The sequence below is a fragment of the Streptomyces sp. NPDC096323 genome (assembly GCF_040302845.1).
GTDB lineage: Bacteria > Actinomycetota > Actinomycetes > Streptomycetales > Streptomycetaceae > Streptomyces.
In genome coordinates this window covers 149,919-163,441 of sequence record NZ_JBEOSI010000014.1, presented here as the reverse complement: position 1 = coordinate 163,441, position 13,523 = coordinate 149,919, and the positions used below count along the sequence as shown (strand labels likewise).

The 13,523-nt window shown below is 71.3% G+C and carries 14 protein-coding genes; 7 read left to right on the top strand and 7 right to left on the bottom strand.

The genetic code is table 11. From position 1 onward, the window contains the following. Positions 1-217: 217 nt before the first annotated feature. Positions 218-1,282, top strand: a complete 1,065-nt coding sequence (gene lplAB, locus ABTX18_RS32650; RefSeq protein ID WP_352126441.1) for a lipoate-protein ligase LplAB — start codon at positions 218-220, stop codon at positions 1,280-1,282. Positions 1,283-1,459: 177 nt separating this feature from the next. Here lplAB and ABTX18_RS32645 read toward each other — a convergent pair whose 3' ends face one another. Then, positions 1,460-2,929, bottom strand: coding sequence for an amidase (locus tag ABTX18_RS32645; protein ID WP_352126413.1), 1,470 nt, complete (start codon positions 2,927-2,929; stop codon positions 1,460-1,462). 143 nt (positions 2,930-3,072) lie between these two features. Continuing rightward, positions 3,073-3,471 carry a hypothetical protein gene (locus ABTX18_RS32640; RefSeq protein WP_352126412.1) on the bottom strand — a complete coding sequence of 133 codons (399 nt, stop codon included), beginning with the start codon at positions 3,469-3,471 and terminating at the stop codon, positions 3,073-3,075. A gap of 204 nt (positions 3,472-3,675) precedes the next feature. On the opposite strand from ABTX18_RS32640, the gene ABTX18_RS32635 reads away from it, so the two are divergent. Beyond that, on the top strand, positions 3,676-4,446 hold the full coding sequence (locus ABTX18_RS32635) for a hypothetical protein (protein WP_352126411.1): 771 nt from the start codon (positions 3,676-3,678) through the stop codon (positions 4,444-4,446). Here ABTX18_RS32635 and ABTX18_RS32630 read toward each other — a convergent pair. Together ABTX18_RS32630 and ABTX18_RS32625 are read right to left on the bottom strand one after the other, a co-directional pair. After that, positions 4,409-5,956: an NCS1 family nucleobase:cation symporter-1 gene (locus ABTX18_RS32630; protein ID WP_352126410.1), complete on the bottom strand. Its 1,548-nt coding sequence runs from the start codon at positions 5,954-5,956 to the stop codon at positions 4,409-4,411. The two genes, ABTX18_RS32635 and ABTX18_RS32630, sit on opposite strands and share 38 nt — an antisense overlap. 80 nt (positions 5,957-6,036) lie before the next feature. Continuing rightward, positions 6,037-7,038: a TIGR03842 family LLM class F420-dependent oxidoreductase gene (locus ABTX18_RS32625; RefSeq protein WP_352126409.1), complete on the bottom strand. Its 1,002-nt coding sequence runs from the start codon at positions 7,036-7,038 to the stop codon at positions 6,037-6,039. A gap of 370 nt (positions 7,039-7,408) precedes the next feature. Between ABTX18_RS32625 and ABTX18_RS32620 the strand changes: the two genes are divergently transcribed. Beyond that, entirely contained in the window at positions 7,409-7,897 is a 489-nt protein-coding gene (locus ABTX18_RS32620; RefSeq protein WP_352126408.1) for a DUF5709 domain-containing protein, read from the top strand. A 316-nt stretch (positions 7,898-8,213) separates the two neighbouring features. Here ABTX18_RS32620 and ABTX18_RS32615 read toward each other — a convergent pair whose 3' ends face one another. The 3 genes from ABTX18_RS32615 to ABTX18_RS32605 all read right to left on the bottom strand — a co-directional run bounded on the left by ABTX18_RS32615 (position 8,214) and on the right by ABTX18_RS32605 (position 10,463). Next, complete coding sequence (locus ABTX18_RS32615) at positions 8,214-9,872, bottom strand: catalase (RefSeq protein ID WP_352126407.1); 1,659 nt, start codon at positions 9,870-9,872, stop codon at positions 8,214-8,216. A gap of 128 nt (positions 9,873-10,000) precedes the next feature. Continuing rightward, on the bottom strand, positions 10,001-10,138 hold the full coding sequence (locus ABTX18_RS32610) for a hypothetical protein (protein WP_352126406.1): 138 nt from the start codon (positions 10,136-10,138) through the stop codon (positions 10,001-10,003). Positions 10,139-10,220: 82 nt separating this feature from the next. Continuing rightward, a complete protein-coding gene (locus ABTX18_RS32605) occupies positions 10,221-10,463 on the bottom strand; it encodes a DUF6480 family protein (RefSeq protein WP_352126405.1) in 243 nt (80 codons plus the stop codon). A 222-nt stretch (positions 10,464-10,685) separates the two neighbouring features. Between ABTX18_RS32605 and ABTX18_RS32600 the strand changes: the two genes are divergently transcribed. The 4 genes from ABTX18_RS32600 (at position 10,686) to ABTX18_RS32585 (ending at position 13,413) form a co-directional block, all read left to right on the top strand. Beyond that, positions 10,686-11,495 carry an SDR family oxidoreductase gene (locus tag ABTX18_RS32600; protein ID WP_352126404.1) on the top strand — a complete coding sequence of 270 codons (810 nt, stop codon included), beginning with the start codon at positions 10,686-10,688 and terminating at the stop codon, positions 11,493-11,495. 210 nt (positions 11,496-11,705) lie between these two features. Beyond that, on the top strand, positions 11,706-12,404 hold the full coding sequence (locus tag ABTX18_RS32595; protein WP_352126403.1) for a nucleotidyltransferase family protein: 699 nt from the start codon (positions 11,706-11,708) through the stop codon (positions 12,402-12,404). Then, entirely contained in the window at positions 12,401-12,655 is a 255-nt protein-coding gene (locus tag ABTX18_RS32590) for a hypothetical protein (protein WP_352126402.1), read from the top strand. Before ABTX18_RS32595 ends, ABTX18_RS32590 begins: the two co-directional genes overlap by 4 nt. After that, entirely contained in the window at positions 12,652-13,413 is a 762-nt protein-coding gene (locus tag ABTX18_RS32585; protein WP_352126401.1) for a metallophosphoesterase family protein, read from the top strand. The genes ABTX18_RS32590 and ABTX18_RS32585 overlap by 4 nt, the downstream gene beginning before the upstream one ends. The last annotated feature ends 110 nt before the right edge of the window (positions 13,414-13,523 follow it).

Here is a 13,523-nt window from a genome sequence, read left to right as displayed (position 1 = left end):
AGCCATGTACATGACACATAGGCGCACGGGCGCTTGTTTCACTGTGTGATTTAAGAAGTGAACCAAGCGGGTGTCAATACTTTGGTACGTACCACTGGCCGAAGCGGCCGAGATGCCCTCGATGGCGGATTAAACCCTCAGGGAGTGACGTTATGCCCCGTCGGAGCCGGTGCGCCGATACGCAGGCACGAGGCCCGGTGGAACTGGAGGCATGGCTGTGCACGGTGAGTACAAGGTCCCCGGCGGCAAGCTGGTCGTGGTGGACCTGGACGTCCGGGGCGGGGCGCTGCGCGACGTGCGGGTGGCGGGCGACTTCTTCCTGGAGCCGGACGAGGCGATCCTCGTGATCGACGCGGCGCTGGAGGGCGCCCCTGCCACCACCGACACCGCGGGCCTGGCCGCCCGGATCGACGCGGCCCTTCCCGCGTCCACGGTGATGCTCGGGCTCACGTCGGAGGGTGTGGCCGTCGCCGTACGCCGGGCGCTGGCGCACGCCACCGAGTGGAGCGACTTCGACTGGCAGCTCATCCACGACGCCCCGCAGTCCCCCGCGCTCCACATGGCCCTCGACGAGGTCATCACCGCGGAGGTCGCCGCGGGCCGGCGCCCGCCGACGCTGCGGGTGTGGGAGTGGGACTCCCCCGCGGTGATCATCGGCAGCTTCCAGTCGCTGCGCAACGAGGTCGACCCGGCGGGCGTCGACCGCCACGGTGTCACCGTGGTGCGGCGGGTCTCCGGGGGCGGGGCCATGTTCGCGGAGCCGAGCAGCACCATCACGTACTCGCTCGCGGTGCCCCACTCCCTCGTCTCGGGCCTCTCCTTCGCCGACAGCTACGCCTACCTGGACGACTGGGTGCTCGAAGCGCTCGGCGACATGGGCATCAAGGCCTGGTACCAGCCGCTCAACGACATCGCGACCGAGGTCGGCAAGATCGCGGGGGCGGCGCAGAAGCGCGTGCTGGGGCCGGACGGCGGCGCCGGCGCGGTGCTGCACCACGTGACGATGTCGTACGACATCGACGCCGACAAGATGCTCGACGTCCTGCGCATCGGCAAGGAGAAGATGTCCGACAAGGGGACGAAGAGCGCCAAGAAGCGCGTCGACCCCCTCCGCCGGCAGACGGGTCTGCCTCGTCAGGCCGTCATCGAGCGGATGATCGAGTCGTTCCGCAACCGCCATGGCCTCACCCGGGGCGAGGTGACCCCCGAGGAGCTGGCCCGGGCCGAGGAACTCGTCCGCACCAAGTTCGGCACGGCCGAGTGGACCGCCCGGGTGCCGTAGGACGGGGGCCGCAGGACAGGGGCCGTAGGCCGGGTGCCGCAGGACAGGAGCCGTAGGCCGGGTGCCGCAGGACAGGAGCCGTAGGCCGGGGGCCGCAGGACAGGAGCCGTAGGACAGGGGCCGCAGGACAGGAGCCGTAGGACAGGGGCCGTAGACCGGGTGTTGCAAGCCGCCTGGTCAGGGGCGCGCCGCCGCGCCGGATACGGCCGGCGGGCGGTGCTCGTGCCAGCGGCGGTCGGCCTCCAGTTGGGCCGCCAGCGAGATGAGCCGTTCCTCACTGCGGGAGGGGCCGAGCAGTTGGGCGCCGACGGGGAGGCCGCCGGGGGTGAAGCCGGCGGGGACGTTGATTCCGGGCCAGCCCAGCACGTTCCACGGCCAGGCGTACGGGCAGGCCTCGGTGATCGCGACATCGGTGCGCCAGGCGCTCAGCCCGTCGAACCTGCCGATCGGGGGAGGCGGCAGGGCAGTCGTCGGGGTGAGCAGCACGTCGAACCCCGATCCGGCCCTGCCGCGGGCGGGGTGGAACAGGGCGCCGATCCGCCGGTGCTGGCGCAGTTCCCGTTCGCGGGCCGCCCGCACCACTCTGCCGCCGAGCCGGGTTCCGGTGCGCAGGGCGCTGCGGGTGCGGGGGTCCAGGAGTGCGGGCTGGGGGTGCAGGGCGGCGAGTTCGGCGATTCCGGCGGTGGCGCGGGGGACGAAGGCGAGGCCGATCAGCCCGTAGCGGGGCCTGGCCTCCTCGACGTGGTGGCCGAGCCGGGCCAGCGCTTCGGCGATCTCGGTGACGGCCCGGCGGACGTGCGGGTGGGGCGCCGTGCCGGTGAGGGTGAACGGGGGGCGCCAGGCGAGGGCGATGCGCAGCCGGCCCGGGTCCCGGCGGGCGGCGGCCGAGGCCTGGACGGGTGGCGGGCGATGATGGTCGTCGGGGTGGGCTCCCGCGACGGCGTCCAGCAGCAGGGCGGCGTCGGCGACGGTCCTGGCCAGCGGCCCGTTGACCGTGAGGCCCTGGAACGCGTCGCGGTGGGGGTGCACGGAGATCCGGCCGCGCTGGGGCTTGATGCCGACGAGGTGCGTCCAGGCGGCGGGGATGCGGACGGACCCGGCGCCGTCGGAGCCGAGCGCGGCGGGGACCAGCCCGGCGGCGACGGCGGCCGCCGAACCGCCGGACGAGCCGCCGGGGGTGTGGCCGGTGTTCCACGGGTTGCGGGTGGCGCCGAAGGCCCGTCCCTCGGTGAACGGCCACTGGCCCAGTTCGCAGGAGTTGGTCTTCCCCACGATGACGGCCCCGGCCGCGCGCAGTCTGCGTACGGACTCACTGTCGGCGGTCGCGACGGGCAGTTCCCCCGCGCAGCCGAAATGGGTGGGGAGCCCGGCGACGTCGGTGTCGTCCTTGACCGCGATCGGCACCCCGAGCAACGGCAGCCGCTCCCCCGCGTCGAGCCGGCGGTCGGCCTCGGCGGCCTCGGCGAGTGCGGCGGTCGCGCGCAGGTGCCGGAAGGCGTTGAGGGTGCCCTGGCTCGCCTCGATCCTGGCGAGTGCTTCCGTGACCAGCCGGGTGGACGTCGTGCGGCCGTCCGCGAGAGCCCGTGCGCTGTCGGCCAGTCCGGGCGGCGCCCCGGTCTCCGTACCGGTGGATTCCGCTGAGGACATGGGCTGTCCGCCTTCCTCGTACCGTCACGTGCGTGCGCCTGCGCGAACGAACTTACTGAAAGGTAACGAGCCGCGGCCGATCCCTCAACCGTGCGCCGGTGGCCGGGTGATGCCGCCCGCGAGCGGCACCACGCGGCCCGTCCCTACGGCTGTACGGTGATCTCGCCGATCCCGGTCCCGAGCCCGGCACAGTGCGCGGTCGACTGACCGGACTGGCCCGGGTTCAGCGTGACGTGCTCCCCGTCCACGTCCGGTGACCAGCCGCAGACCAGGTGCACCCAGAAGGTCTGCGCGGTGCCGCCGTTGTTCCGGCACAGGGCGTAGCCGGTGTAGTCGTCGACGGCGTGCTTGCCCGTCTCACAGGAAAGCCCCGGCGGCGTCTTCGCGGAAGCAGAAGCCGCAGCCGCAGCCGCAGGCGAAGCCGCGCTCGAGGCCGAGGCCGCCGTGGCCGGGCCGGCGGACACCGCGAGTGCCGCCGTCAGCCCGGTGACGGCGGTGCCGCGCACGACGACCCTGAACAGACTCCTCATGGACTTCTTCATGTCTTCCTTTCGGCCGTGACGAGACGGTGCCTGACCACCGTCCCCGCCCCCTTAACCGAAAACCGGCGCACCACGTCACGCTGTGTACGCACCCGGGGTGCGGCGGACGTGCGCCGCCGCGCAGCAGCCACTCCCCCGGCGTACGCTCGAATGATTCGGGCCGCAGACCCGGACAGTCCCGCCACGACCCTTCGAGGAGGCGACGTGACCGGTCCACACCTCGGCACACGCCCCGCCGCATGGACTGCGGTGATCGTGATCGCCGTCACCGGCGGCGGCCTCACCGGCGGCGTGGCCCACGCGGAGGACATCGACCGCCTCACCGCGCAGCAGATCGCCGACCGCTCCCGCGACGCCCTGCTCGACGCGCAGTCCCTGCACCTGAGCACGCGCGAAAACCCCGGCAGCGGGCGTACCCCCATGGCGCTGGAGCTCACCCTGGACCGGGACGGCAACTGCAACGGCTCGGTGAACCTCGGCGACAGCAAGGGCTCGGCGCTGATCGTGAAGCGGGGCGACGACGTCTGGATCAAGCCCGACGCCGACTTCTGGGAGAACCAGGTCCCGGGCGGCGGTTCGGCCTTCGCCGCGATCGTGGGTGACCGCTACATGAAGGGCTCGGCCGACGACCCCCGGCTCAGCGCCCTGACCAGGACCTGCGACCTCGACACCTTTCAGAAGCTGGTCAGCGACAACGCGAACGACGACACCGGCACGCTCAACAAGGGTGCGAGGACCACGCTCGGCAAGGCGTCCGTCGTGCCGGTGACGCGTATGCGGGACGGCACGACGCTGACGGTGGACGTGGCGGCCACCGGCAAGCCGTATCCGCTGCGGCTCACCATCGAGGGCAACGGCGCGGATGCTGTCGTGGGCTTCTCCGCCTTCGGCGAGCCGGTTCCCCGGGCGACGCCCGCGCCTGCCGACTCGTTCGATGTCAGCGCGCTGCCGGGCCGGTCGACGAGCCAGGTGTGACGCGCTCGCGTCCGGTGAGGACCACGTACAGCAGCAGCGAGGACGCCAGCCCGACCGCCCAGCCGTAGTCGGCGAGAGGTTTCAGGAACGGGACCAGGCCGTCCGCGGGGAACGGTCCCTTTCCGGGCTCGGAGTGCGAGCCGCCGATCGCCAGGACACCGCCGACGGCGAAGGCGGCGACTGCCCGCCAGTTCCAGCCGTTCGTGTACCAGTAGCGGCCGCCGGGCCGGTAGAGGTCGGCGAGGTCGAGCACGGTACGCCGGACGATCCAGTAGTCGGCGATCAGGATGCCCGCCACCGTGCCGAGCAGCCCGCCGACGAGTCCGAGCCAGGTGAAGATGTACAGCTCGGGCGTCTCGGTGAGCTTCCACGGCATGATCACGACGCCGACGACGCCCGTGACCAGCGCGCCCGTACGGAAGTTGATGAACTTCGGCGCGAGGTTCGCCAGGTCGTACGCCGGTGAGACCACGTTCGCCGCGATGTTCACGGAGACCGTCGCCACCAGCACCGTCACGAGCGCGTACAGCAGCCCGAAGACGTTGTCGGTGCGGGCGACCAGCTGGACCGGGTCCCAGATCGCCTCGCCGTACACGGCCTGCGAGCCGGACGTCACCAGGACGGAGAGCAGCGCGAAGAGCGTCATGGTGGTGGGCAGACCGAGCGACTGGCCACGGATCTGGGCGCGTTGGCCGGCGCCGAAGCGGGTGAAGTCGGGAATGTTCAGGGAGAGCGTGGCCCAGAAGGCGATCATGCCCATCAGCGAGGGGAAGAAGACCGGCCAGAACTCCTTGCCCCAGCCCAGCTTGGACGGCTGGTCCAGCAGCGGGCCGAAGCCGCCCGCCTTGACGGCGACCCAGACCAGCAGCACCAGCGCGCCGACGATCACGAACGGCGCCGCCCAGTTCTCGAACCGGCGCAGGGTGTCCATCCCCCGGTAGATGATGGCGAGTTCGAGCGCCCAGAACAGCACGAAGCAGAGCCAGAGCGTCCACGGCTGTCCGCCGATCACGCCCGCCTCCGCCCAGCCGCCGAAGATCTTCCCGAGCAGCGTGAAGATGCCGACGCCGCCGATCCAGGTCTGGATGCCGAACCAGGCACACGCCACCGCGGCCCGGATCAGGGCGGGCAGATTGGCGCCGCGCAGCCCGAACGAGGCGCGGGCCAGCACCGGGAACGGGATGCCGTACTTCGGTCCGGCGTGCCCGGTGAGCAGCATGGGGCCGAGGACGATCAGGTTGGCCAGCGCGATGGTGAAGACCGCCTGTTTCCAGTCCATGCCGAGGGCGACGAGGCCGGAGGCGAGGAGCCAGGACGGGATGTTGTGGGCCATGCCGACCCAGAGGGCGGCGAAGTTGTACGTGGTCCAGTCGCGCCGCTCCAGAGGGACCGGCAGGAGGTCCTCGTTGACGAAGCGGCTGTCGTCGGGCGCGGCCCCGGCGGGGAGTTCGACGCGGTCCGCAACTGCGGGTATCCGGTCCTGGGGTGGTGGTGGGGCGGTCGAAGTCATGGCTGCGCTTGACCCTTCGCTCGGGAGCGGTGCCGTGCGGGCGCGGGGGGTTGGGGCGTACGACCGGAGGAACGCGGTGGTCAGTCGGTGAGCGCGGGGATGATCTCGGAGCCGTAGGCGTCGATGGTCGCCTCGCGCGCGTCGTGCATGTTGTAGACGGCGAACTGGTCGACGCCGAGGTCGCGCAGCGCGCGGAGTTTCTCGATGTGCGCCTCGGGCGGGCCCAGCAGGCAGAAGCGGTCGACGATCTCGTCGGGGACGAAGGTGGTGTCGGGATTCCCGGCGCGGCCGTGGTGGCTGTAGTCGTATCCGGAGCGTCCGGCGATGTACGCGGTCAGGGCCTCGGGGACGAGTCCGGAGTGCTCGCCGTAGCGGGAGACCAGGTCGGCGACGTGGTTGCCGACCATGCCGCCGAACCAGCGGCACTGCTCCCGGGCGTGGTCGAGGTCGTCCCCTACGTAGGCGGGCGCGGCGACGCAGATGGTGACGGAGTCCGGGTCGCGTCCCGCCTCGGCGGCGGCGTCCCGTACGGCCTTGATCATCCATTCGGTGAGGAAGGGGTCGGCGAGCTGGAGGATGAAGCCGTCGGCCTTCTGTCCGGCGAGCGCGAGCGCCTTGGGGCCGTAGGCGGCCATCCAGACGGGCAGCCGGCCGTCCTTGATCCAGGGGATCTGCACCGGCTGTCCGTCGACGAGCGTCTCGCGCCCCTCGGCGAGGTCGCGGATCGCGTCGATGGCCTCGCCGAGCCGGGCCAGGGTGTTGGGTCTCCGTCCGGCGACGCGCATGGCCGAGTCGCCCCGGCCGATGCCGCACACCGTGCGGTTGCCGTACATGTCGTTGAGGGTGGCGAAGGTGGAGGCGGTCACCTCCCAGGTGCGGGTGCCCGGGTTGGTCACCATGGGCCCGACCACGAGGCGTTCGGTGTGTTCGAGGATGCGGCTGTAGATGACGAAGGGCTCCTGCCAGAGCACCGCCGAGTCGAAGGTCCAGCCGTAGCGGAAGCCGTTGCGTTCGGCGCGGCGCATCAGGCCGACGACGGCCGAGGCGGGAGGGTCCGTCTGCAGGACGAGTCCGAAGTCCATACCAAGTGCTCCTGGTCCGGGTGCCGACAGGTGGAGCGCGGGGTGTGCGTGCCGTGGCCTGTACGCGCGTACGGCCGGTCGGGATGGTGCAGGTCAGTGCTGCCCTCGAGTGCCGCGTTCGGGCAGATCCTTCCACACGGCCTCGCACCGGACGGTGCACGACGCCGCCTCGAGCGCGAGTCGCGGGGGGATGATTCTGGACCGGTTCCGGGGCTTTGGGAAGAGGCCCTCCGCGGCCCGCCGCGGCCGTGCGCGGCCCGCCACGTATCGCCGATCGTTTGGCGGAGTGTGTCGCGGGCACTCCGAGGGATCGAGGGGCGACGATCGATGACGGAGCGCGACCCGACTGATCACGAAGCGCGAGGCAGTGATGAGCGACCAGAACATGGCGGACGACGCCTATCAGCCGACCGGCGACAACGAGGAACAGGAGGACGCGGCGCCGCTGGACATGCAGGACGCGGTGGACGAGCGTACGTACGACGACGTGCTCGACGAGGGCTATTCGCCGCCGGAGAAGCCGCTGGGCGTCACGAAGACCGGCACGACGGCCGCGGAGCAGCACGAGGGCGAGTCGCTCGACGAGCGCCTCGCCCAGGAGGTGCCGGACACGGAGCAGCCCGACGGTGACGGCGTCGGCGACCTGCCGGGCGGTGAGGGCGAGCCCCTTGACCCAGAGGCCGGAGACGGCCGGGCGGGCCGTCTGGTGGCCCCGGACGAGGGCGCCCGCCCGGACAGCACCAAGGAGGCCGTGGCCTCCGACGCGGGCGTGGACGGCGGCGCGGCGGGCGCCGAGGAGGCCGCGGTCCACACGGTGCGCGAGGAAGACCTTCCGTCGGCCCCCGGTGAAGAGGGCTGACACGCGGCGCGTGCGAACGGCGGGTGTCCGGCCCCGGGAGAACGCCGGGGCCGGCCGTTCCGCCTCAGCGCGCGACGACGTGCCGCTCGTTCTCAGCGCGTGACGACGTGCCGCTCGTTCTCAGCGCGCGACGACGTGCCGCTCGTTCTCAGCGCGCGACGACGTGCCGTTCGCTCTCAGCGCGTGACGACGTGCCGCTCGTTCTCAGCGCGCGACGACGTGCCGCTCGTTCTCAGCGCGCGACGACGTGCCGCTCGTTCTCAGCGCGCGACGACGTGCCGTTCGCTCTCAGCGCGCGACGACGTGCCGCTCGATCTCAGCGCGCGACGACGTGCCGCTCGTTCGGGACGCAGTGCGTCATGGTCAGCCCGCTGACGTCGCGCGGCGGGTTCTTCCCCAGGTTGGCGAGCCGCTTACGGTCCTCGTCGCCCAGCTCATGGCCGGCCAGCGGCTCGAGTCCCGCGACGTCCTGCGCGGTGATGCCGAGGCCGTCGCCGATCTTGAGGCCCAGCTCGTTCTCCACGAGGAGGAAGTGCCAGACCATCCGCTCCTGGACCGCCCGGTCGCACTGGGAGAGCAGGTCGACGAGGTTGCGTACGAGATCGTCCCGCTCCCACTGCTCCATCAGGAGGTAGCGCTGGCCGGCCTGCAGGTAGTCGTTGGTCCGTGGGATGCGCTTGCGCGTCAGCCTGCCGCGGATCTCCGGCCCCACCTCGTCATGGGTCGGATACTGCGCCTCCCGCAGTCCGCCGGTGAGGGACGGCTCGTAGTTGACGAGGGGGTTCTCGCCGCCCCCGTCGACGTGATAGGTCATCAGGCCGTCGCGCTGGTTGGTGCGCACGTCCGCGTTCTTGGCCTGGTTGACGGGAAGTTGGAGATAGTTGGGGCCGACGCGGTAGCGCTGGGTGTCGCTGTAGGAGAAGGTGCGGCCGACGAGCATCTTGTCGTCGGAGAAGTCGAGCCCGTCGACGAGCACGCCGGTGCCGAAGGAGATCTGGTCGTTCTCCGCGAAGTAGTTCTCCGGCATCCGGTTCAGCACCATCCGGCCGACCGCCTTCGGCGGGAAGTCCTGCTCGGGCCAGGTCTTCGTGTCATCGAGGGGGTCGAAGTCCAGCTCGGGGTGGTCGTGGTCCTCCATCACCTGGACGAGCAGTTCCCACTCGGGGTGGTCGCCGCGCGCGATCGACTCGTACAGGTCCTTGGTGGCGTGCCCCAGACCCTCGGCCTGTACGTTGGCCGCGTCCTCCTCGGTCATGCTGCGGACACCCTGCTTGGGCATCCAGTGGTACTTCACCAGGAGGGAATCACCCTCCTGGTTGACCCACTTGTACGTGTTGACCCCGAAGCCCTGCATGTGCCGGTAGTCCGACGGGATGCCGCGCGGGCTGAACAGGTTGACCAGCATGTGCATGGACTCGGGCGTCTGCGACATGAAGTCGAAGATCCGCCGCGGCTGCTGCTCGAAGGTCACGGGGTCCGGCTTGAGTGCGTGGATGACGTCGGGGAACTTGATCGCGTCCCGGATGAAGAAGACGCCCAGGTTGTTGCCGACGAGGTCCCAGTTGCCGTCCTCGGTGTAGAACTTCACCGCGAAGCCGCGGGGGTCGCGGGCGGCCTCCGAGGAGTCGCGGCCGCCGATGACGGTCGAGAAGCGCACGGCGAGGTCCGTGCGCTTGCCGCGCTCCTGGAAGAGCTTGGCCCGGGTGAAGCGCCCGATGGGCTCGTCGCCGAAGGTTCCGTACGCCTCGAAGTAGCCGTAGGCGGTCACACCCCGGGCGTGCACGACGCGTTCGGGGATGCGCTCGCGGTCGAAGTGGCTGATCTTCTCGAGGAACTGGTAGTTCTCCAGCGTGGCCGGGCCGCGGGCGCCGACGGTGCGCTGGTTCTGGTTGTCGTAGACCGGATGGCCCTGCCGGTTGGTCAGCGTCTCCCGGTCGTCACCGGAGGCGGGGCCCTTGCTCGATACGTCCGTCACGTTCGTCGACTCCTTCGACCCGTTTGCGTTCCCTATGAGCTGTTTTTCACGGTATGCGAGGTACGCGCTCCGAGCCGGACGAAGAGCCGGGCGGGCCCTCGGCTGTCGCCGCATCGGCCCTGTCCGGCTCAGCGGTCCGTGTCGTCCGCGCTGTCGTCGTCCTCCCCTTCCGCCTGCGACGGGGTGGTGCGGGGCGGGCAGGCCCTTTCTTCGTCGCCGGTCTCGTCGCGCTCGCCCTCGGCCTGCGACGGGGTGTCTTCGCTCATGTGTCCTGTCTCCGATCCTTGCGTGCCGGTCCGTACGTACAGCTGTGGGTGTGACTGCGCTGTGGTTGTGACTGCCCTCGGTTCAGAGCAGCAGCACCAGCGCGTAGACGAGGAAGAACGCCGCGACCAGCACCGTGAGGACGAGGATCAGCGTCAGAGGCGCCTTCGCCCACCCCTTGGGAGGGTTGTGGGTCTCCTGGGGCCCGGCTCCCGACATGCTGCTCTCGGCGGGCGGTGTCTCCCCCGGGGGCACGCCCCCGCCGGGTTCCAGCCCTGTGGTCGTCTCGGGGTCCGGATCCGGGTCCGGAGTGTGCGAAGAAGTCATGTCACCCAACTTCGACGATCACCTCGGGGTGCGCCTGCGCAGCGCGGCCGTTCGCCGGGGGAATCGCCTGCCCGGCACAGCGGACGTGCCGCGATGAGTGAGACGGCCGGTGCGCTCCCGGCGGGACGCGCGGGCCGTCATGGCCGACTCTGGACGAAGGCCGGGTGTGTCCGCCCACGGCTCGGCACCGTTCCGGGCCGGCAAGCACGATACGGAGGATCCATGACCGTCCCCCTTGCTTCCCCCACCGGCGCCGCCGTCGTCACCGGCGCCGACTCCGGCATCGGCCGGGCCACGGCCGTCCGTCTCGCCGCGGCCGGAATGGATGTCGGCATCACCTGGCACAGCGATCGGCGGGGCGCCGAGCGGACGGCCGAGGAGGTGGAGCGGCACGGCCGGCGCGCGGCCGTCGCCCGGATGGACCTGAGCCGACTGCCCGATGCCGCGCAGGTGGTCGACGAACTCGCCGAACGGCTCGGCCGGATCGACGTCCTCGTCAACAACGCCGGCACGGGTACCGCGACGCCCTTCCTCGACCTGACGCACGAGGACGTCCGGCACGTCGTCGACGTCGACCTCATCGGTCCGTTCCTCTGCGGCCAGCACGCCGCGCGCCGCATGATCCGGCAGGGCGACGGCGGCCGCATCGTCAACGTGACGTCGGTGCACGAACACCAGCCCCGGGTGGGCGCGGCCCCCTATTGCGCCGCGAAGGGCGGGCTCGGGCTGCTCACCCAGGTGATGGCCCTGGAGCTCGCGGAGCACGGCATCACGGTGAACTCCGTCGCCCCGGGCGAGATCGCCACGCCCATGACCGGGCAGGAGGACACGGACGTGCGCCGCGAGCCCCGCCCGGGCATTCCGCTCGGCCGTCCCGGTGACGCGCGCGAGGTCGCCGCCGTCATCGCGTTCCTCGCCGGCCCCGATGCCTCGTACGTGACCGGGGCGTCCTGGCTCGTGGACGGCGGCATGGTGCGGATGGGCCCGCAGGCCGGCTCCCACCTGCGGAGCGACGACTGGCGGCGGCCCTGAGGCATGCGCCCCCGCCCGGAAAGGTCGCGGCCCTGTCCCTGCGGTATAAGGGAAATCCGGCACCGTTCGCATATGCACCGGTGGCGGACAGGAGACCGTCCCGTGTCGAAGGCGGCGGTCCGGGTATCGGTAATGCCTGGGCAGGAATCGCCGACGACTCCCGAGCCGCCCGACCGGTGCGGCAGCAGGCGTCCGGAAACGGAGCAGCAGGTGACGCGGAACGCGGAAGACACCCCTCCCGGCGGACACAAGCCCGTCACCGAGCTGCGTCCGGCGGGCGGCACAGGCAGCAGGTCCGCGGGAGGGCCGCCGCGCCACGAGCTCCGCACCGACGAGCTTCCGCCCGACCTCAATCAGGCGATCCTGGAGGCGGCCAAGCAGGTCGCCGTCATCCTCAAGAAGCACGGGCACGCCTTCGCCCTCGCCGGCAGCGTCGCCGTCTACGCGCACGGCGGGACCGGCAACCTCCGGCACGACGCCGACTTCTGCATCCGGCCCGAGGACGCCGACGCGGTCGTGGCCACCCTGGAGGAGGCCGGCCTGCCGGTGTTCACGCCCCCGGAGGACTGGCTGGTCAAGGCGAAGTGCCTCGGCCAGGACATCGACCTCATCTTCGAGCTGGCGCACCGGCCCGTGACGACGGAGTTGCTGGACCGGGCGACCGAGCTGCCGGTGGACTCCGTCCAGATGCCGGTGCTGGCACCGACCGATCTGGTGCGGGCCCTGCTCGCCGCCTTCTCGGAGCACCACTGCGACTTCGGCGCCGTACTCCCCATCGCGCGGCAGCTGCGCGAGATGGTCGACTGGCAGGCGGTCCGCGACGAGTACGGCGACGCCCCGATGCCGGCGGCCTTCCTCTTTCTGCTGGAACGCCTGGAAGTCATCGCGCCGCAAGGAGAAGAACGATGAAGGACCCCGCCAACGCCGAGTACCGCATCGCCCATCTGAAGGAGCGGCTCGCTGCGGAGGAGCTGGGTGAGCTCGGCATCCGTATCGAGAACCGCGGGTCCTCCGTGACCGTCATGGGCACGGTCCCCACCGCACACTGCCGCAGCGAGCTGCTGCGCACGGTGAACGACGAACTCGAGGGCGAGACCGTTCACTTCGACATCGTCGTGGCCGATTCGGCGGCCCCTGACCACCCGGAGGAGGTCGCATGATCCGCATCGCGGCCGTGGGGGACATTCATATGGGTCTCGACAGCCAGGGTGTGCTCCGGCCGGCCTTCGAGACGCTCGCCGACTGCGCGGACCTGCTGCTCCTGGCCGGGGACCTGACGCGCCACGGCACGCCGGACGAGGCCCGGGTGGTCGCCCGGGAGATGACCGGCCTCCCGGTCCCGGTCGTCGCCGTGCTCGGCAATCACGACCATCACGACGAGCGGCCGGAAGAGGTCACCGCCATCCTCCGCGAAGCGGGCGTACGGGTGCTCGAAGGCCAGGGCACCGTCGTCGAGGTCGAGGGCAGGCGGGTGGGGATCGCGGGCACCAAGGGCTTCGGCGGCGGGTTCGCGGGCCGCAGCGGCAGTGAGTTCGGCGAGCCCCTGATGAAGGAGTTCATCCGGTACACCCGCCGCTGCGCCGACGGACTGCGGACCTCTCTGACGGAACTGGCCGAGCAGGGGTGCGAGACACGCGTCGCGCTCACGCACTTCGCCCCGGTGCCGGACACGCTGGCGGGGGAACCGCTGGAGATCTACCCGTTCCTGGGCAGCTACCTGCTCGCCGAGGCGGTGGACGCGGCCGGCGCGGACCTGGCCGTCCACGGCCACGCGCACGCGGGCACCGAGCACGGGATGACCAGCGGCGGCGTTCCCGTACGCAACGTCGCCCAGCCCGTCATCCGCAAGGCGTTCAACGTCTACCACGTGCGGGGAAGCGGGAGCGCGAAGACCGAAGCGGCGGCTGCCCGCAGGTAGGCGGTTTGACGACACGACCTGGAGCAGAACGCGGTCCGGCGGCGCGTCCTTCTCGGCGTCGCCGGGCGTGTGCGCCGGGAGTTGCCGGCCCGGGCGTTCTAGCGTGCTTC